The sequence below is a fragment of the Bacteroides fragilis genome (assembly GCF_019583405.1).
In the GTDB taxonomy this organism is placed as follows: Bacteria; Bacteroidota; Bacteroidia; order Bacteroidales; family Bacteroidaceae; genus Bacteroides; species Bacteroides fragilis_B.
The window spans coordinates 437,533-457,420 of record NZ_SZUU01000003.1 but is presented as its reverse complement, the minus strand read 5'-3'; the positions used below and the strand labels follow the sequence as shown (position 1 = coordinate 457,420).

Here is a 19,888-nt window from a genome sequence, read left to right as displayed (position 1 = left end):
GCATTTTTTTATGATATGCCAGTATCTTGTTAACGTTTTCTATCACAATTTTGTCCTATTAACCGGTACACATCTTCATTCTCACCTACCACCCACACTACATCTCCTTCTTCAAAAGGAACATTCACGTCAGGCGTCATCAAAGCTTCTCCTCCCCGCTCCACGCCGGCAATCAGGCAATGGTATTTATCACGAATGCCCGATTCACGCAGCGTTTTGCCCAGAAAAGCAGAGTCTGTATCGATCAACAATTGCTTCAAAGTCATTTCACTCTTCTCAAACACTCCCGAATCGATCACAGCAACATGCGACATCTCTTCTGCGAAGGTATTCAGCTGGTCATCAGTACCGATCACTTGTATTTTGTCCATCGGAAACAGACGGATAGAACCACCCGGAATGTTAATCCTACGTTTTCCCCGAAGAATGGAGACTACATGCACTCCATACTTCTTACCCAGATTCAGTTCAAGCAAGGTTTTTCCGGCCCAAGCCGACTCTCCCGGTATTTCAAAATCAGTCAGATGCAGGTCTCTTGAAAGCAAACGTCCGGCATAAGCCGGTTTTTTCTCTCCCAAATACTCAGCGCGTATATCACGTGAACGAAGATTCTGAAAAAATTTACGTTCTATCAAAATGGATTGTTTTTTTAACTGCCTCGAAAGTATCATCAGAATCACCAGTAACAAAGCCACTCCGAACATCAGTCCTACCGAAGCTTTAAACAAACGGGTAATGACAAACATAACAAACAGAACTGACACTGCGACACGAAATACAACCGTGGAAACCAGCGGTCCGCGATTGACACGATTATCATTCCACAAAGTTATAAATTCGACCGAGTGATTCTTCTTCACCATAATGGCCCGCAAAAAAGGGGATATGCACAAGATAGTAAAAACAGCTCCTGCCAATGGGCCCCAGATACCCGGCAAATGTTCGCGTAGCAAAGGTACTACAAAACGGAACGAAAGGGTAATTACCGAAATACTGACAATGGAATACACCACCAGAATACGTGCTAAGGCAAACAATAGCTTCCGCCACAAACTTTCGTGATTGACAGTCCGCGTACCGGTAGTATATCGCATCAGGAAACGTCTCCAGGATTCGGGTAACTTACGATCGACGAAGTTTGAGGCAGGCTCGGCAACACGAATCATATAAGGAGTCAGAAATGTCGTGATCACGGAAACAGCCACCACAATCGGATATAGGAAATCACTGGTCACATGCAGTGATAAGCCCAGAGAAGCAATAATAAAAGCAAACTCTCCTATCTGCGTCAGGCTAAAGCCACACTGCATGGCTGTCTTTAAAGGCTGTCCTGCCAACATAACCCCCATTGTTCCGAAAAAGGCCTGTCCCAGAATCACTGCCAACGTAATGACTATGATAGGAACCGCATATTCAATAATCATCGCAGGATCTACCATCATCCCGACCGATACAAAAAAGATAGCACCAAATAAGTCTTTCACAGGCTTTACCAATCGATCGATAGATTCCGCCTCAATCGTCTCGGCCAGGATAGACCCCATAATGAAAGCACCAAAAGCAGCCGAGAAACCGGTATTGGCAGCAATAGCCACCATACCGAAACAAAGAGCCAGAGATACGATTAACAGCGTTTCTTCACTCATCAGTTTCCGACAACGCTTCAGGAACTCGGGTATGGCATAAATGCCAACGACAAACCAAAGAATAAGGAAAAAAAGTAACTTACCGATACTGCCCAGCATTTCTGTCCCTTCAAAGTTATTGCTGACTGCCATCGTCGAAAGCATTACCATTAAAACAATGGCAAGTATATCTTCAAGAATAAGAATACTGAGTACTAAACCCGTAAACTGTTTCTTCCGCAATCCTAAGTCATCAAATGCCTTATAAATAATTGTAGTAGAAGACATGGCGATCATACCTCCCAAGAACAGGCTATCCATACGTTGCCAGCCGAACCCCATACCGACGGCAATGCCAAGAAGAATCATACAGAAGATAATGGTACAGGCGGCAATAACAGCCGTCCCTCCCACCTTGACTATCTTCTTAAAACTAAATTCCAATCCAAGAGCAAAAAGCAAGAAGATGACTCCAATATCAGCCCAAGTTTTAATATTGGCCACATCCATCACCGAAGGTGTATAGGGCATGTGTGGACTGGCAAGAAATCCGGCAACCACATAGCCCAGCACAAGCGGTTGCTTCAACTTCTTGAATAACAGAGTCATTATACCGGCACAAATCAGAATCAGGGCGAGGTCGGCTATTAATGTTGGAAGTTGTGACATTCGAATAGAATTTAAATCGAATGCAAAATTAGTGTTTTCTGTTAACTAACAACAGAAAAACTATAAAATCACACTTTATAATCTACTCATCTCCCCTTCCACCTGTCGGGCTTTCGAATCGGCAAGTGAATGTCCCAGTTGTGCAGCATGTTCAAAACATTCTTTTGCTTTGTTCAGAATATAGTATCTGGTGTTTTTAATATTCCGCTTATCTTTTCTTCCTTTTACTTTTGGTAATTCTTCTACGACAGAGTGTAGCTCAGTACCTAATTTATACCACATTTCCTGTTGTTTATTCATTAACTCCTGACTCTGGGCATCGATCGTCACCTGTTGGTTGGCAATTGTATTTTTCTGATTAGCTATTGTCTGTTGTTGGTTCGCAATCTCCTGTTTGAGATTGTTGATTTCAATCTCTTTTTGCTCAATAATACTTTTCAATTTATCCATCGTTGCCAACAGGTTCTTACTGCTGTCACTACGCTTACCCTCAACAGCACTTAAGCGCTTTTTCAGAGTCTGAAGTTTCTGATTGATCTCTTCTGCCTGGCTCAATTCCCCTACTCCATGCTCTACATTCACACGCAAAGAATGTGTATTGCCGGCTATCTGATTTAATTCTGTCACCACATTATTAATAATTTTACTTTTCTCTAAATTATCTTCAATAACAGCCGCTTGCTGTTCGTTCAACTCCTTATACTCGGCAATCTTAGCATCATACTTACTTTTAGCAACCATCTCAGTTGATGAGTTACTGCAGGACACGATAATAAAAAACAAAAACGGAATCGAATAAATCACTTTGAAATTGTCCATGTCGTTTGTTCATTTATATTAAATACTATTTTTATTTTATCCAAATCTTTATCATAGTGAATTGCTCCATTACCCAGTTCTCCTGAAACAAATATCATTTTATCAGAATTAAAATCCAACTTATACACTTTAGGAGAAGATTTACCGGTTATCAAAAGTTGAAACGTTCCATCTTTCACTTTTTTAATAATACCACTGGATACTTGGATCTGCCCCGCAATAGATTTACTAACAGTGTAATTTCCTTCCAGTCTATCCGGAGCAATCAATTCCATCTTCATTTCATTCTGATCAATTTCTTTTTTATCCGGCATGGGATTAAAAAACAGTCCTATCAGAACAGTAATAAAAGCTATTACAAAAATGATAAGTAAATTGGTTATTAATGCCCTTCTTCTATCTCCCTTTATTTGTGCCGGAAGCGTATGATTACTCACCACATGATAAATCTTCACACATTGTCCGGCCAACGGGTAAATGGTTAAAGCAATACCCATTATAATCAAAGGCCGCGGAATCAGAAATAAAGCCGCTATTGCCAATGAAACAATAGTCACGGTTTCCCGTTTAGATACACGCGAAGTGAACAATTCGGAATATGGTTCGGAACTTGTTTCAACTTCATTGAGATCCGCTTCGTGTCCTATGACCAAAGCAGTCTTTTGAGCATCGCTCAAACTACGATAAACTTCCTGCTGCTTGGCTGGTTCCAAAAGAATCATTAAAAAGATATCTGATACGATATTTCGTTTCAATGCATACATTAAAACAAAAAAGAAAGCGGCAACAAACGATGTTTTCAAAACATAATCTGCAGCGGCAATCTGAAAATTCTCCATAAAAGGAATTCCAATGGCCTGCAACGCTATCGCATCTTCCATTCGTCCACTGGATAAAATAATAGCCGAAGCTGCTGCAGAAATTGAAAACAATAAACCAAGTCCCCAATTAATGATCTTTTGAGTCCACATAAGGGCTATAACATTCTCTCCCAATAAACGCTTCACCAGCATAAACATCATCCAACGGCATAAAAGCATTATCAGACATACAAACATGAAGGTCAATAACCATGATTTAAAAATATAATACCCAAATGATGTTATTTTTAAAATGGGGGTTAAAACACACTTTCCGTAAAAGTTCTCCGAAGGAGTTCCTATATATTCCAAACAAGTAGAAATTACTGAAATCGCAGAGTTGATTCGATATTTTTTATATGAAGGTAACTCATTTAGTTCCTGAATACGAACTGAAGTATTTTGCAGAAACAATGGAAGAGTTTCTTCTAAACCTCTCTCCTGTATTTGCTTTTGCAAATCTAAATAATCCAGTCCGGAAGTTGCTCCTGTCATATTGCAATAAACCCGATATCGATTACCCAAACGTATTTGAATGAGCTTCGGATTTTTCGAAACAAGCACCAACATCCCCCTGTACTTAAAATCTCTTGACTCGGATATCGAATCTACAAGATCATTAAAACATTCATCAGCATAAGCTCCCATTTGGATGGGTTCGATACTATCTACAGCATAAAGAATTGGAACAATCCCGGCAGGGTAATCAAAATTAAGAAATTCTTCTTTCACTCTATTGCTCAATAGATTACCCGTATCAAAAACTTTAGGGGAATATAGACATTGCTCAGTATCGTCAGTACAAGCCGAAAACAAAAAGAGAGCAATAAAAAACGACAAAAACAAATATGTCTTTTTCATATAAAAGCCCGTAAGATTAACAATGTAAATTATAGTAAGTTAGTATTCAGTTCAAAGAACAAAAGCTGTTCTTCAATACACATACAAATTCAGTAAACCTTCTGACAAAAGAAAAATATGAAAATTTTCTGATATTCCGCATCCCCGCAAACATTACCGTCAGAGTTGCGATATCATATAAATAAAACTCAATAAGCCCAGGAACCTCTTTAATCTTGTTTCATTTAACCTGTGCTCCGGCACTTCTTCCTGTTCTCACCATATTTTTCATTTTTTATGTCTTTATTCCTCTGACTGTTCCCCCTTTCTTCAAGAGAACATTACGGTTACCGATGAAATTCGTCATTGTCGGTAGTTTCCATTATCACCAGAATTACACAACTTTTATTAAGAAAGCAACGACAAAATCCATTTTCTAATATCCAGTTTTCTAATACCAATAAAATATTTGTTATGTAAGTGTAACACCTCTATCAAATCTTATTATCAAAGTTCTCTATTTCTACTTAGAAGATCTTTTCTAAGAAAGAAAAGATAATCATCGAACAATCGATTAACATTCTTTCAATATCTTAAATTTTCTATTTAATATCTTTTAGTGTTGCAGCAAATATAGCGCTTAGATTTATTATTTCCAATAATTAAGAAAAAAAATATTTCAATATTTACTAAATCCATGTTATAAGACTCACTATTTACCATTATAAAACGATATTTAATACACATTTGTCACTGAAAACAGTGATACGCCTATCACTTTTATATTACACATTCAGTTCATAGAAAACAAAATTCAATCATCTAATTGACCTAATGATTCTTTCTATTGCATTATATATACAGATCAAAAATACAAATAAATATTAATTCTAAGAAATCAAAAAAAGTAGAAATCAGAATATAATGCAAATATAATAGCCTATATAGGCAGAAATAGAGATCATTCTGAAATAAAAATATTTCATAGATATAACCGAGAATAATATTAGAAAGGGAATAATATGTCTGAGTATAGAGACAAATTGACTGAGGAAGACTTTTATATCTGTTAAATGAGACCTCTAATATTCCAAACATATCCGAAAGAACGCAAACTTTCCATTTAAACAAAAATCCCCCTCTGCCTTTAAAGACAGAGAGGGATTTCAACGCTTTATTCGTCAATATTCTATTTACGGAAAGGCGGTTTTACTACTACAGCTTTCAACTTACGTCCACGCATATCAATACATATTTCTGTACCGATCTTACTATATTCAGGTTTCACGTATCCCATACCAATACCAATCTTACGAATAGGAGACATTGTACCTGATGTTACTACCCCGATTTTATCATCTTCCGCTGTTGTCAACTCATAACCATGACGAGGAATCCCCCGGTCAATCATTTCAAAACCTACTAATTTGCGAACGGTGCCTTCAGCTTTTTGTTTTTCAAGCATCGAACGATTTGTAAAGTTCTTGCCATCCACAAATTTAGTGATCCATCCCAGCCCGGCTTCAATAGGAGATGTAGTATCGTCCAAGTCATTACCATACAGACAGAATCCCATTTCAAGACGAAGAGTATCACGCGCACCAAGCCCTATCGGTTTTATGCCGAACTCAGCCCCGGCTTCAAAAACAGCATCCCAAATCTTCATGGCAGCATCCGGATAAAAATATAGTTCAAATCCACCTGCTCCGGTATATCCCGTATTGGAAATAATCACATTCTTCTCACCGGCAAACTCACCGACTTTAAATGTATAATAAGGAATATCGGCAAGATTAATATCTGTCAATTTTTGCAGAGCTTGAATGGCTTTCGGACCTTGTACGGCAAGTTGTGCCATATTATCTGAAGAGTTTTCCAACTCAGCACCTTCCGTATTGTGAGAAACGCACCAATTCCAGTCCTTCTCTATATTCGAAGCATTAACAACCAAAAGATATTTTTCCGGTTCATATTGATAGACCAGTAAGTCGTCAACAATACCGCCATCTTCATTTGGAAAACAAGTATATTGAATTTTACCCGGCACCAAAGCTGCCACATTATTTGAAGTCACTTTCTGCAAAAAATCCAACGCATGAGGACCTTTCACCCAAAATTCGCCCATGTGTGACACGTCAAAAACACCGACACCGTTACAAACAGTAAGGTGTTCGTCAATGATGCCCGAATACTCAATAGGCATGTTATATCCTGCAAACTCGTGCATCTTAGCACCAAGTGCAATATGTTTCTCGGTAAATGGAGTGGTTTTCATGAAATGAGAATTTAAGAATTATATAAATAATGATTACTTCGAAGCTACCAGTTCAGCGATCTTCACAATGACTTTCATTGCCTTTTCCATATTCTGGATGGGAACAAATTCATAGCGACCGTGAAAATTCAAGCCACCGGCAAAGATGTTGGGACAAGGCAACCCCTTGAATGATAATTGTGCGCCATCCGTTCCTCCACGAATAGGTTTCACATTCGGTTTCACCCCTACGGCTTCCATTGCAGCAAAAGCAGTGTCGATAATATGCATTACGGGTTCTATCTTTTCACGCATGTTATAGTACTGGTCACGCAATTCAAGCGTAGCAGTGCCTTCACCAAACTCTGCATTAATCTTATTCACCAAATGTTCTATCTCTTTTTTACGATCCTCAAATTTATTACGGTCATGGTCACGAATAATGTAAGATACAGTGCTCTGTTCCACATCTCCTTGGATGCCGATTAAGTGGTAGAAACCCTCATATCCGGAAGTATGTTCCGGAGTCTCGTGCCGGGGAAGCATGGTAATAAACTGATTGGCTATACGGATCGAATTAATCATTTTATGTTTAGCATATCCCGGATGCACATTACGCCCTTTGAAAGTGATCTTGGCAGCGGCAGCATTGAAATTTTCAAATTCCAACTCTCCAACTTCTCCTCCGTCCATCGTATAAGCCCACTCACAACCGAACTTCTGAACATCAAACTTATGAGCACCCTCACCTATTTCTTCATCCGGATTGAAACCGATCCGAATTTTACCATGCTTAATTTCGGGATGCTCCTGCAGATAGACAACAGCTGATACTATTTCAGCAATACCTGCCTTATCATCTGCCCCTAACAGAGTTTTACCATTGGTAACGATCAGATCCTCACCCTTATGCTCGAGCAACTCAGGAAACTGACTTGGTGAAAGTACGACATTCTCTTCGGCACAAAGCACAATATCCGAACCATCGTATTTTTCTACAATACGTGGAGTGACATTTTTTCCACTCATATCGGGACTCGTATCCATATGTGCTATAAAGCCGATGACAGGCAATTCTTTCTCTGTATTGGCAGGTAAAGTAGCGAAAAGATAACCGTTCTCGTCCAATGTTATATCTTCTAACCCTAACGACTCCAACTCAGACTTTAGATATTCCGCAAATACCATTTGGCCCGGAGTGCTGGGGGTAAGTCTTGTCAGTTCATCCGACTGTGTATCAAAGCTTACGTACTTCAAAAAACGTTCTACTAAATTCATATCTTTAAAATTTAATAATTTGCTAAATTCTTATTTTTCACGCCTGTAAAGGTAAAAAAAGAGCCGTGAACTGCCAAGCAATTCACGGCTCTTTTTTTATACATAATCTTATATTAAGTCACTAATAGCCACTTAGGAACAACTGGATCCGTCAAAACAATGGGTACAAACTTTACACTTTGGTAATCCGATGGCTTCAATCAGTGTTTCAATCGTATTGAATTTGAGAGACGAAAGTCCAAAACGCTTGGCGATGATGCCTACCATCTTCTCATATTCCGGCGAACCTGTAGTAGCATATTTATCCAGATTCTTATTTTCATCTCCCTCCAGTTCTTTTATTATCTGCCTGGTGATGAGTTCCATATCCGACTTTGAAGCCGTAAAACCAATAAACGGACAGCCATAGATAAGCGGTGGGCATCCGATACGCATATGTACCTCTTTTGCTCCATAATCAAAAAGAATCTTCACATTATCATGCAACTGCGTACCACGCACAATGGAGTCATCACAAAAAATAATACGCTTATCCTGAAGCATAGCACGGTTAGGGATCAACTTCATCTTGGCCACCAAAGAACGTAATTCCTGCTTGCTCGGAGTAAAACTACGGGGCCAGGTAGGAGTATACTTGGTAATAGCACGATGATAAGGAATGCCTTTCCCTTCTGCATAACCCAATGCCTGCCCGATACCCGAATCCGGAATTCCACAAACACAATCAGCATCGCAGTCGTCTTGTTCACCCATTTTCAACCCGCTCGTAAAGCGTACCTCTTCTACATTCCGGCCTTCATAACATGAATTAGGAAAGCCGTAATATACCCACAAAAATGAACAGATTTGCATTTTGTCATCAGGCTTGCGAAGTTGTTCAAGACGGTCAGCATGCATACAGACTATTTCACCCGGTCCTAAATAGCGTTCTATTTCAAAATCAAGATTCGGAAAGCTGTTAGATTCACTCGTGGCTGCATAAGCACCCTCCTTCTTCCCGATAACAATAGGAGTACGTCCCCATTTATCTCGTGCGGCAATCACTCCATCTTCTGTCAACAGAAGCATAGAACACGAACCTTTTATATGGTTATATACATTCTCTATTCCTTCTACAAAATTTTTACCCTGAATAATCAATAAAGCGATAAGTTCCGTTTGATTGGTACTACCCGAACTAAGTTCAGCGAAATGCATGTTCCGTGAAAGTAGTTCCTCTTCAAGTTCTTTAAGATTTGTGACCTTAGCAACCGTAACAATAGCAAATCTACCGAGATGTGAGTTAATAATAATAGGTTGTGCGTCTGTATCACTAATAATACCGATACCGGCATTTCCCTTAAATTTATCCAGTTCTTCTTCAAACTTAGTACGGAAATATGAACTTTGCAGGTTATGGATCGAGCGGATAAATCCCTGTTCTTCACTATATGTCGCAAGTCCTCCCCGTTTTGTTCCCAGGTGTGAGTTATAGTCTGTGCCGTAGAATAAATCGGTCACACAGCTCGTTTTCGAGACTGTTCCGAAAAAACCTCCCATATGATTCTTTTTTGATGTTGTTTTTAAAAAGATGGCGCAAAAGTACAAAAAAAGATTCGTGTTGGCATAAGTTTCTCCGAGAAATCACTTTTTCAAACGTTCCTCCAAAAAAGCTTGTAAAATACGGGCATGATTATAAACCGGCTCCTTTGAAGCATACAAAAGAGTCACTGATCTACAGGATCGTATCCGGGATAATAACTCGGACGTTTTATCAGAAGCTTCAAGTTCTTTTCGATACATCTCCGCAAACTCTTTCCAGTGTCCCGGAATATCGTCATGAAACCATTTTCTTAAATCAGATGAAGGAGTCAGCTCTTTTGCCCAATAGTCATACTTTAAATATTCTTTTTTCATTCCACGTGGCCAAAGTCGGTCTACTAAAACACGATACCCATCCGCATCAGAAGAATCTTCGTATACACGTTTTATTTTTATTTCAGTCATACCTAAATCCTATTTTAATAAAACAACCCATAAAAACCGAAAAGGTTTATCAAGAAGACAACCTCAAACAGCCACAAAAGGCTTTTCACGAAAGTTACAGACATAATCAGTAAACCGGCCTCCTTCGTTTCTTATAATGGAAGTTACAAAAGATGAAATATAGAACATCCCTGTTTAACATACCTCTTACCAGTGCTACAAAGAGATCATAATAATGAATACCTTTTTAATAAAGACAATATACTGAGAAACAAATAAATGGGAAAGCAATTGTATACACGAATTGTCTTGATTTCATTCACAAGCATATAATCTTCTATTTCACAAAGCTTTGCATCTTTACAAAATCAGACAATCTTAAAATAAATGAAGAAATATTTGCAACCAACAAAAACTATTTATATTTTTGCGACCGTTTTGCGAATTAGGCGTATCAAACGCCGGATTACTAAAAACAATTATTGGCGAATAATAACAATTAATGTTTAACCAAAACCAATTTAAAATTTAGAAAAATGAAAAAAAGTATTTTTTTGTTTGCATTAGCGACATTGATGAGTGCAAGTGTATTTGCTCAGGATAATGATGCCAAACGTCTTCCGGGATATAAAACAACCTTTGAGGGCAATGGATTTTGGAACAACTGGTTCATGTCAGCAAACTTTGGTGCACAATCTCTGTTCGCAGAAAATTCAAAAGACGCTAAATTCAGAAACACAATCACTTTCATGCCGACACTTTCTGTAGGTAAATGGTTTAATCCTTACTGGGGAGTTCGTTTACAAGGTACAGGCGGTTCACTGCACGGATTTACTTCTGGCGCTAACTCAATGTTGCACTATCAATATGGTGCTGTTCACGCAGACTTTATGTTCGGACTGATCAATTTCTTTGCTCCTTATAAAGAAAATCGTCGTTTTGACATCGTTCCTTTTGCAGGTATTGGGGGAGCATTTATTCGTAAAGGCGACCAGTCGTTTACAATCAATGCAGGTATTCAGGCGCGTTACCGTATCTCAAAACGCTTCGATATCAACGTTGAATACCAAGGAGCTATCCTGGATGACGATATGGTCGTTCGCGGTGGTTTCCCGAATGATGGAATCAGCGGTCTGACAGCCGGTGTTACTTTCCGTTTCGGAAAGACAGGCTTCAAGAAAGGTTACTCTTCACGCCAGTACAACGCAATCAAGAACAACTACTCTGATCTGGAAGCAAATTACGCAACTTTGAAAAAAGAAAATGCTGCGCAACAAGCTGAAATAGCAGAACTGAAAGCACGTAAACCGAAAATTGTCAAAGAAGAAACTGTAATTGACAATTCAGAAATCAAGGCTCTTCCGAGTACAATTACTTTCCCATTCAACAGCAGCAAAATCGAGCTTTCACAGGAAGTAAGTATCTTCAATATTGCTGAATTCCTGAAGGCAAATCCTGAAATCCGTGTTCGTCTGACAGGTTATGCTGACAAACGTGGTTCAGAACAAGCTAACAGAATCGTTTCTGAAAGACGTGCCAATGCAGTAACTGACGTATTTGTCAACAAATACGGAATTGCAAAAGACCGTATCACCACAGAATTCAAAGGTACCAGCACTAAGTTTGAAAACGATGACTGGAACCGCGCAGTAGTAGTAGAGTTGATTAAGTAATAACAATTATATTACCTTTCAAAAAAAGCGCATTGATGAGAATATCAATGCGCTTTTCTTTTAATGATCTTTCTTCAGCTCTGCCGCACATTCAGCACAACATCCTTTTAAGACATAATTTATACTTCGTACAGCAAATCCCTCAGGTAAATCGACCACAGGAACGTGGATATTCTCAAGGCAAAAGGTCTTATGACAGTATTCACAATAAAAGTGCGTATGCAAATCCTTTACCGCACAAGTACATTCACTATCACAAACCGCATATTTCAAAGATCCTGTACCATCATCTACACTATGCGCCAAATGATGAGAGACAAACAAAGTAATCGTACGGAATATGGTCGACTTATCAACTGTATCCAGCTTATTTTCCAAATCAAGAAGTGAAACAGCCTGCTCCGTCTCTATCATGGCCTTTAAAACCAACATCCGTATGGCTGTAGGTTTTATGCCTCTCTGCTCCAATATCTTCAAACATAAATCTTCCATTATCATTTAATCATTTTCTGTATACGAACAGCATTGATTATTGCAATCAATGTAACACCAACATCCGCAAAAACAGCTTCCCACAAGGTAGCTATACCGCTTGCCCCTAAAATCAGCACCAACAACTTCACCCCAAATGCCAACAATACATTTTGCCAGATAATCCGACGCGTACAACGCCCAACCTTAATAGCTGTTGCCACTTTTGAAGGCTGATCGGTCTGGATGACTACATCCGCCGTTTCAATGGCTGCATCGCTACCCAAGCCTCCCATAGCAATACCCACATCACTCAAAGCAAGCACCGGGGCATCATTCATCCCATCACCAACAAAAGCAATCTGATTTCCCTTCTCCTCCTTCAATCTCTCAATATGCTCCACCTTTCCCTCTGGCAGGAGATCACCATAAGCTTGAGTAATTCCCAACTTATTTGCAAAAATGGTAACAATACTCTGTTTATCGCCCGACAATATCTGAATATTCTTAATATTTAACTCTTTAAGTGCCTTGACGGTATCTGACGCATCGTCTTTTAACACATCCGACAAGATGATACAACCTATATATTTATTCCCGACAGCACATACAACCGTTGTTTCTGTTATTGAAAGCACAACCTTCGGAAACTCAATGGAATATTTCGATAACAATCTGGTATTACCTACCAGTACCCTTTCTCCACCAATCTCAGTCATCAGCCCATAACCAGCAATCTCTTCTATATTTTTAGTGACAATAAGATCAATCCCTTTATCTTGGGCATAAGCTACAATAGCCTTGGCTATCGGATGGTTACTGCTTTTTTCAATGGAAGCAACTACACGCAATAAATCTTCTTCTGAAGTCTCGGGAACAACCCGACAAGATTCTACTTCGAAAACTCCTTTAGTCAGAGTACCTGTTTTATCGAATACGACTGTATTCACCCGAGTTATGGCATCCAGATAATTCCCACCTTTAAACAGAATACCCAATCGGGATGCTGCCCCAATTCCCCCAAAATATCCTAATGGAATACTGACAACCAATGCACACGGGCAAGAAATCACCAGAAAAACCAATGCCTTATACAGCCAATCATTAAAAACAAACCCAAACAACGGATTTATAAATGAATAAATATATGGAATCAACACTATCAGAAATGCAAAGCCGATAACAATAGGAGTATAAATACGTGCAAATTTTCTAATAAACAATTCTGCAGGTGCCTTACGTTCGGAAGCATCCTCTACAAGTTCCAGAATACGCGCCAATGCACTTTTATCAAAAGGCTTTGTCACCTTCATCCGGATTACTTTGTCTGTGACAATCATACCTGCAAGTACCTCTTCTCCCCTACTAATATCCCGGGGAACACTCTCTCCGGTAAGAGCTGCCGTATTGAATGCCGCCACTTCATCCAACATTACTCCATCTAACGGTACACGCTCACCGGCTTTTATCTCAATGATTTCATTTATAAGAACCGATCTCGGATCCACCGTAACAATCTCGTTACTTCTCACAACCGCTGCCTTTTCAGGTCGGACATCCAGCAAAGCACTGATATTACGCTTAGCCTTGTCTATCGCTTTATCCTGAAATAATTCACCAACTGAATAAAATAACATAACGGCAACTCCCTCCGGATATTCACCAATATAAAAAGCGCCTAACGTTGCAACAGACATCAACGTAAACTCACTAAAGAAATCTTTCTGAAGAATACTCTCCCATGCTTCTTTTATCACAGGTAAACCTACAGGCAGATAAGCCAGTATATACCAAACCAAAGATATCGTATTATCTCTGAAAAAAGCAACATCCAACTGATTCATTATTGCACCCGCTATCAACAGTAACAATGAAAGCATTACCTTCCAATATTCCTTTACGAAGCCATTCGCTTCCTGACAGCTTTCTACTCGCACATTTGCATTCATTTCACATTTACAATGTCCCATAATCCAATCTACTATTAGGTTTATGATGCAAAGGTAATAGTTTGCAAGTGCAACAAAGTTGCAAAAATTCTATCGGGAAAAGAATCAAGGATATTCGGAGACCGGAAGAAACATCTTCTTACATTAAAACAGGAGCAAGGAGTTTTACCAAAAAATATCCTCCGACAATTAGCCATAAATACAGCAAAGAAGCAAGTACAAATGGTTTGGCACCAGCTTTCTTAAATTTGTCGATACTGGTTTCCGCACCTAATGCAGTCATTGCCATAGTCAGCAAGAAAGTATCCAAATTATTGATAAAAGCTATTAAACTTTGTGGTAATAGATCAAAGGAATTAAAACCGATAACCGCTAAAAAACCGATAGCAAACCACGGAATAGATATGTCCTTCATACTACCTCCTTGTCCACCTGCTTTCACGGCAGCCCTGGATACCATAAAACTGGTTATCAATAAAACAGGTACCAACATCATCACACGAATCATCTTCACGATAATAGCAACATCCGAAACTTCCTTCCCCATCGCATTTCCTGCACCAACAGTGTGCGCCACTTCATGCAACGTAGCACCGGTAAATATCCCCATCTCGTTGGGTGAAAGTACAAAAGTTCCATTTCTATATAATATAGGATAGATAAACATGGACAAAGTTCCGAAAATCACTACAGTAGAAACAGCTACCGCCGTTTTATATGGTTTTATCTGAATGGTCGACTCAGCCCCTAAAATAGCTGCCGCACCACAAATTCCACTACCGATAGAAGTAAGTAACGCCACTCCACGGTCCATCTTAAGCATACGACCGATTAAGATACCTCCAAGAATTGTTACAGTCACTACAATAGCATCAATAAAGATTGCGGGCAGTCCCACCGCCAATACATCCTGAAAAGTCAACTTAAAACCATATAGGATGATACCTATCCGTAAAATACGTTTTGAACAGAACTGTATACCCGGCACCCATGTCTCAGGAAGGTTGTTTCGGAGACTGTTAGCATACAACATTCCCAAAATGATTCCGACAATCATCGGACTGAAAGAGAGTTTTTTTATGAACTCCATGTCACCTATATAAAAGGCTGCACATGAAAACAGGGTTATTAACAAAACCCCGTGAAGCATACTGTTTCTTTTCTCGCTCAACATAAATGAATTTATTTATAGTGTCTTTAATTAGTACACCACAAAGGAAGCACTTTAAATTGAGAGGCAAGCACTTAATTTTTTTATCCCTTATAACCTATGGTTATTCACGTCCACTGAAAAGGACAGTAAAACAGCCGATAGTTTGGAACAACAACCACACCATTCAATTCAACATGTGATTCTCCGGTGCATCTACCAATGATAAAACTACTGCAAAACAACTTCCTTTACCTTTTTCAGAGTGTACTTCTATACGTCCGGACAACCGCTCGATAATAACTTTAGAGATGGCAAGACCAAGACCGCTTCCCTGTTCAAACTCGTCAGTTTTATAGAAACGCTCAAAAATCATCATAAGTTCCTTTTCATCAATTCCCTTACCACTATCTTCCACATATATGCGAACCTCCCTATGCTTCTTGTCTACTTTACACCCCAAAGCGATATATCCATTTTGGGTAAACTTGTTAGCATTATTCAATAAGTTTGAAATAACCTGAGCAAAACGGAGACGATCTATATGAACAGGCACAGGAACAGTATCATCCAATTCGAGACGAAACTGTAAAGAAGACCGGATTAAGGGTTGGTACGTCTTATAAATCTCTTTGACAATATCTGTCATATTCCATTCCTTCATGTCAAAATCCAGACTTCCGGAATCCAGGCGGGAAATTTCCAGTACATCATTAATGAGCTTCAAGAGCAATTCATTATTATGATTGATAATCTCAAGCATACTCGCCTTTTCATCCGGGTCAATCTCCTCGGAGCCTTCACCCAACAATACATTTGTAAACCCCACAATGGCATTGAGTGGAGTACGGATTTCATGACTCATATTATTAAGGAAAGATTGTTTCAGTTCAGCTTTCTCAGCCATTTGTTTCGCCACAATCAACTGATGCTCATGTTCTACCGAGTCCTGAATATTCTGTATGATCCCCGCCAGCATCATCTCGCCTTTAATATCCTTCAGACTGCGGCACCGTAATTCATACCATTGATAACCTTTCTTTTCATCAAAGCGGAAACGTACCCGTTGTATTTCTACACCCGGAGATTTGCACAACATTTCATAAAAAGAACTTAATAACAGTGAGTCATCGGGGTGTACATACTCTAAAAAATCAGTTCTCTTAAACTTCCTTTTTTCTACTCCTGTCAAACGCGTATAATTATCATCAAACTCAATATCACTTCCCTGCATATTCCAAAGTGAAATCTGTCCTCCATCCGTAGAAAGAGTCAAACGCTTGTGTGCTTCTTCCAATATTTTCAAGTTTTTGCGTTCAATCAGTGAACGCCTCCGAGTATGCAGTAAACTGACGGAAATAAAAATGAATGCAAAAACAAATAATACACCTAATAAATAAAGCTCGTCACGGTAATGATCATAAATAGGATAATTAATAATGCGTACATTCTTGCCCACGTTTTTAATATCATAACCATTATAAGTAGAAAAAACGCTCCAATCGAGAACATATTCTTTTCTCAAATCCCTTATTTTAGGCATACCTATTTTTTCTTTATTCATCAATCGGGTAGACAGATCGGCTGCAGCCTGCACAGAAATCTCTTTGGTGGCCATATAGCCGCCAACAATTTTATTTCCTTCTCCGAATCCGGCATGTACACAACTAAATGAAGGTATACTTAAGGCATTCACTATCGGAAACGATACCATATCGAATTTATCAAGCAGAAATGCTTTCTTCCCCTGCTCACTTTTTGAATTTTCCATCATTACAAGCAAAGAAGCACCTTTAATATACCGGAAAGGGCAAAGGCTTATTGTCAGCTCATTCTTTTTTATCCGGTTATTTGCTACGGCAGGCATCAGATTATAAAACTCAATCATTTCTCTCATTTCTTTATATTCATACTCCATGGAGAATACTGATTTATGTCCCAGAATCTGTACATCTTTTCTATCAACCACCTGATTTAATAAGTCAAAAGATTTATGACCGAGAGGCGTCAAGTCAATGTTATAAACGATTTCCAGACCAACATGTGGCTGCAAAGACCTTATAAATTCCATATTATGCTTAAAGTCGGGGGTATCTCTTAGAGCATATACTTTTCTGGATTCATATTCTTTTAAAAGACCTTCATCAGGAAAATGCACATTACAAGCTATTACCGGAATGGAATAGAGCAGAGGATGCCGAGTCGATAATAAAGAATAACTTGCCTGATCTTCCATTACCAAGATAAGGTCTATCGGCTTAATTTTCAGAGTTTCAAGATAATTACCGATGTGTTCTATTTCTACTTTCTGACTAAAATGATTGCAATCAAGATAAAATTTATCAAATATAGGTTCTACACCTTTCGATCTAAATTCCTTCTTTAGCAGTTCTTCAAATTGTCCCCGGTCAGCCTCTTTTTTTGAACAGGAATATATAAGAGCAATATGTTTTTCGATCCGATGGTTAGTTACATACCATTGTTTGAAATTATATCCACATAAAAAGACTTCTAGCAAAAGAATGAAGGCCAAAATATACTTAAATTTAAGATTTATGAATTCCATAGTTAGTTCTTTATTCATGCAAAAGTAACATAAATTTAATTAATAAAACAATGCGTGACTAGAAAATGACAGTTGCATTCCATCTTTTATTCTTCTCAGAATCCGGATTTTACCCAATCCCATTTCTTAGCTTTTTTCTTGTAAACCCAATCTCTTTTTAATATCTTTATCCCCCGATCATAATGTATCCATGATCATCTTGTTCCAATCAATTCATAACCTTTTTAACTAACCACAATGAACAGTAAAATAGTTTATCAAAGTTTAATGGGAGTCTTCTGCGGTACATGCTCCATAACAGTAAGTGCACAAGAACGCCCCAATATCATTGTTTTTTTAGTCGACGACATGGGATTAATGGACACCTCCGTTCCCTTTGTTACAGACGAAAACGGAAATGCACAGAAACAACCGTTAAACGATTGGTATCGTACTCCCAATATGGAGCGCCTGGCAAACCAGGGAATCCGCTTCTCCACTTTTTATGCGCAAAGCGTGAGTTCCCCCTCCAGAGCATCCATCATGACCGGCCAAAATGCAGCCCGTCACCGCACTACGAACTGGATTAATGCAGAAAGTAACAACCGCACTCCATACGGACCATTCGATTGGAATTGGAAAGGGCTCACTCATCAGGATATGATCTATCCCTATTTATTACAACAAGCCGGATACAAAACGATCCATGTGGGCAAAGCACACTTCGGATGTCTGAAAAGCGAAGGAGAAAACCCTACCAATCTGGGCTTTGATGTCAACATAGCCGGTTCGGCAATCGGCCATCCGGGTAGTTATCATGGAGAAAATGGGTACGGTTGGATCAAGGGTCAAAGAGCAAGAGCCGTACCCGACTTGGAACAATATCACAAAACTCACACCTTCCTGAGTGATGCTCTCACATTAGAAGCCGGTAAAGAGATAGAAAAAGCCGTAGTAGAAGAAAAGCCCTTCTATCTAAACATGGCACACTATGCCGTTCACTCTCCATTCGAAACCGATGAACGCTTCATCAGCCACTATACCGATCCAAACAAATCTCAACAAGCACGCGCTTTTGCCACCCTGATCGAAGGTATGGATAAATCCCTGGGAGACATTCTGGATAGACTCGAAGATATGGGAATAGCGGAAAATACTTTAATCATCTTTTTGGGAGATAATGGTGGTGATGCTCCACTCGGGGATGCTGCCGATTATGGTTCATCCTCCCCATTCAAAGGAAAAAAAGGATCGGAATATGAGGGGGGAGTCCGTGTTCCTTTCATCGTCAGCTGGGCACATCCCGACCAAAACAATAAATTCCAAAAGGCATATCCTATAGCCCGGAATGTCATACAAACCCAAATGGGAACGGTTATGGATATATATCCAACCGTACTTTCCGTTGCCGGTGTCAAGCCCGCCCCCAACCATATTTTAGACGGGGCCGATTTAAGAAAACTGTTAAAGGGAAAGAGAGATAAAAAGCATCGTGATGATTTCTTAATGCATTTCCCACATGAGCACCGCGGTAGCTATTTCACCTCTTATCGTAAGGGGGACTGGAAATTTATCTATTATTATAATCCACAGACTCCGGAGGCACCTACCTATAAACTGTTTAACCTCTTAGAAGATCCTTACGAAAAAAATGATCTGTCAAAAACAAACCAACAAAAAGCGAAAGAACTCTTCCGTCTAATGGTTCAAAGACTGGAAAAAGAACAAGCTCTCTATCCGGTAGATACCAATAAAAATGTATTGAAACCGATATTTATTGCCAAATAATC

Annotated in this window: 13 protein-coding genes; 2 read left to right on the top strand and 11 right to left on the bottom strand. The window is 39.1% G+C overall.

Features of this window, described 5'->3' with window-relative positions:
* Nucleotides 1–29: 29 nt before the first annotated feature.
* From FDF36_RS09205 to FDF36_RS09175, 7 genes are all read right to left on the bottom strand, one after another.
* Nucleotides 30–2,294, bottom strand: coding sequence for a monovalent cation:proton antiporter family protein (locus tag FDF36_RS09205; RefSeq protein WP_005795550.1), 2,265 nt, complete (start codon nucleotides 2,292–2,294; stop codon nucleotides 30–32).
* A gap of 75 nt (nucleotides 2,295–2,369) precedes the next feature.
* Nucleotides 2,370–3,113, bottom strand: coding sequence for a hypothetical protein (locus FDF36_RS09200; protein WP_220391135.1), 744 nt, complete (start codon nucleotides 3,111–3,113; stop codon nucleotides 2,370–2,372).
* The gene (locus FDF36_RS09195; protein WP_220391134.1) at nucleotides 3,095–4,834 is read right to left on the bottom strand and encodes a hypothetical protein; all 1,740 of its coding nucleotides are present in this window, start codon (nucleotides 4,832–4,834) and stop codon (nucleotides 3,095–3,097) included. Before FDF36_RS09195 ends, FDF36_RS09200 begins: the two co-directional genes overlap by 19 nt.
* A gap of 1,168 nt (nucleotides 4,835–6,002) precedes the next feature.
* Nucleotides 6,003–7,088, bottom strand: a complete 1,086-nt coding sequence (gcvT, locus tag FDF36_RS09190; protein ID WP_220391133.1) for a glycine cleavage system aminomethyltransferase GcvT — start codon at nucleotides 7,086–7,088, stop codon at nucleotides 6,003–6,005.
* A gap of 33 nt (nucleotides 7,089–7,121) precedes the next feature.
* Nucleotides 7,122–8,345, bottom strand: a complete 1,224-nt coding sequence (pepT, locus tag FDF36_RS09185) for a peptidase T (RefSeq protein WP_220391132.1) — start codon at nucleotides 8,343–8,345, stop codon at nucleotides 7,122–7,124.
* A gap of 132 nt (nucleotides 8,346–8,477) precedes the next feature.
* On the bottom strand, nucleotides 8,478–9,884 hold the full coding sequence (locus FDF36_RS09180; RefSeq protein ID WP_220391131.1) for an amidophosphoribosyltransferase: 1,407 nt from the start codon (nucleotides 9,882–9,884) through the stop codon (nucleotides 8,478–8,480).
* An 84-nt stretch (nucleotides 9,885–9,968) separates the two neighbouring features.
* Nucleotides 9,969–10,331 (bottom strand): DUF488 domain-containing protein, encoded by a 363-nt coding sequence (locus FDF36_RS09175; protein ID WP_220391130.1) that lies wholly within the window; start codon nucleotides 10,329–10,331, stop codon nucleotides 9,969–9,971.
* Nucleotides 10,332–10,846: 515 nt separating this feature from the next.
* On the opposite strand from FDF36_RS09175, the gene FDF36_RS09170 reads away from it, so the two are divergent.
* Nucleotides 10,847–11,983 (top strand): OmpA family protein, encoded by a 1,137-nt coding sequence (locus FDF36_RS09170; protein WP_220391129.1) that lies wholly within the window; start codon nucleotides 10,847–10,849, stop codon nucleotides 11,981–11,983.
* Nucleotides 11,984–12,043: 60 nt separating this feature from the next.
* On the opposite strand, the gene FDF36_RS09165 is transcribed toward FDF36_RS09170, so the two are convergent.
* The 4 genes from FDF36_RS09165 to FDF36_RS09150 form a co-directional block, all read right to left on the bottom strand.
* On the bottom strand, nucleotides 12,044–12,475 hold the full coding sequence (locus tag FDF36_RS09165) for a Fur family transcriptional regulator (protein WP_005816414.1): 432 nt from the start codon (nucleotides 12,473–12,475) through the stop codon (nucleotides 12,044–12,046).
* A 2-nt stretch (nucleotides 12,476–12,477) separates the two neighbouring features.
* On the bottom strand, nucleotides 12,478–14,424 hold the full coding sequence (locus FDF36_RS09160; protein ID WP_220391128.1) for a heavy metal translocating P-type ATPase: 1,947 nt from the start codon (nucleotides 14,422–14,424) through the stop codon (nucleotides 12,478–12,480).
* 118 nt (nucleotides 14,425–14,542) lie between these two features.
* Nucleotides 14,543–15,577 carry a YeiH family protein gene (locus FDF36_RS09155; RefSeq protein ID WP_220391127.1) on the bottom strand — a complete coding sequence of 345 codons (1,035 nt, stop codon included), beginning with the start codon at nucleotides 15,575–15,577 and terminating at the stop codon, nucleotides 14,543–14,545.
* A 163-nt stretch (nucleotides 15,578–15,740) separates the two neighbouring features.
* Nucleotides 15,741–18,119 carry a sensor histidine kinase gene (locus FDF36_RS09150; protein WP_220391126.1) on the bottom strand — a complete coding sequence of 793 codons (2,379 nt, stop codon included), beginning with the start codon at nucleotides 18,117–18,119 and terminating at the stop codon, nucleotides 15,741–15,743.
* Nucleotides 18,120–18,356: 237 nt separating this feature from the next.
* On the opposite strand from FDF36_RS09150, the gene FDF36_RS09145 reads away from it, so the two are divergent.
* Nucleotides 18,357–19,886 (top strand): sulfatase, encoded by a 1,530-nt coding sequence (locus FDF36_RS09145; RefSeq protein ID WP_220391125.1) that lies wholly within the window; start codon nucleotides 18,357–18,359, stop codon nucleotides 19,884–19,886.
* The last annotated feature ends 2 nt before the right edge of the window (nucleotides 19,887–19,888 follow it).

What these genes read in the sequence shown, in the direction of transcription:
- FDF36_RS09205 (WP_005795550.1), bottom strand. Translation starts at nt 2,294, where the DNA reads ATGTCACAACTTCCAACATTAATAGCCGACCTCGCCCTGATTCTGATT.
- FDF36_RS09200 (WP_220391135.1), bottom strand. Translation starts at nt 3,113, where the DNA reads ATGGACAATTTCAAAGTGATTTATTCGATTCCGTTTTTGTTTTTTATT.
- FDF36_RS09195 (WP_220391134.1), bottom strand. Translation starts at nt 4,834, where the DNA reads ATGAAAAAGACATATTTGTTTTTGTCGTTTTTTATTGCTCTCTTTTTG.
- gcvT (WP_220391133.1), bottom strand. Translation starts at nt 7,088, where the DNA reads ATGAAAACCACTCCATTTACCGAGAAACATATTGCACTTGGTGCTAAG.
- pepT (WP_220391132.1), bottom strand. Translation starts at nt 8,345, where the DNA reads ATGAATTTAGTAGAACGTTTTTTGAAGTACGTAAGCTTTGATACACAG.
- FDF36_RS09180 (WP_220391131.1), bottom strand. Translation starts at nt 9,884, where the DNA reads ATGGGAGGTTTTTTCGGAACAGTCTCGAAAACGAGCTGTGTGACCGAT.
- FDF36_RS09175 (WP_220391130.1), bottom strand. Translation starts at nt 10,331, where the DNA reads ATGACTGAAATAAAAATAAAACGTGTATACGAAGATTCTTCTGATGCG.
- FDF36_RS09170 (WP_220391129.1), top strand. Translation starts at nt 10,847, where the DNA reads ATGAAAAAAAGTATTTTTTTGTTTGCATTAGCGACATTGATGAGTGCA.
- FDF36_RS09165 (WP_005816414.1), bottom strand. Translation starts at nt 12,475, where the DNA reads ATGGAAGATTTATGTTTGAAGATATTGGAGCAGAGAGGCATAAAACCT.
- FDF36_RS09160 (WP_220391128.1), bottom strand. Translation starts at nt 14,424, where the DNA reads ATGGGACATTGTAAATGTGAAATGAATGCAAATGTGCGAGTAGAAAGC.
- FDF36_RS09155 (WP_220391127.1), bottom strand. Translation starts at nt 15,577, where the DNA reads ATGTTGAGCGAGAAAAGAAACAGTATGCTTCACGGGGTTTTGTTAATA.
- FDF36_RS09150 (WP_220391126.1), bottom strand. Translation starts at nt 18,119, where the DNA reads ATGGAATTCATAAATCTTAAATTTAAGTATATTTTGGCCTTCATTCTT.
- FDF36_RS09145 (WP_220391125.1), top strand. Translation starts at nt 18,357, where the DNA reads ATGAACAGTAAAATAGTTTATCAAAGTTTAATGGGAGTCTTCTGCGGT.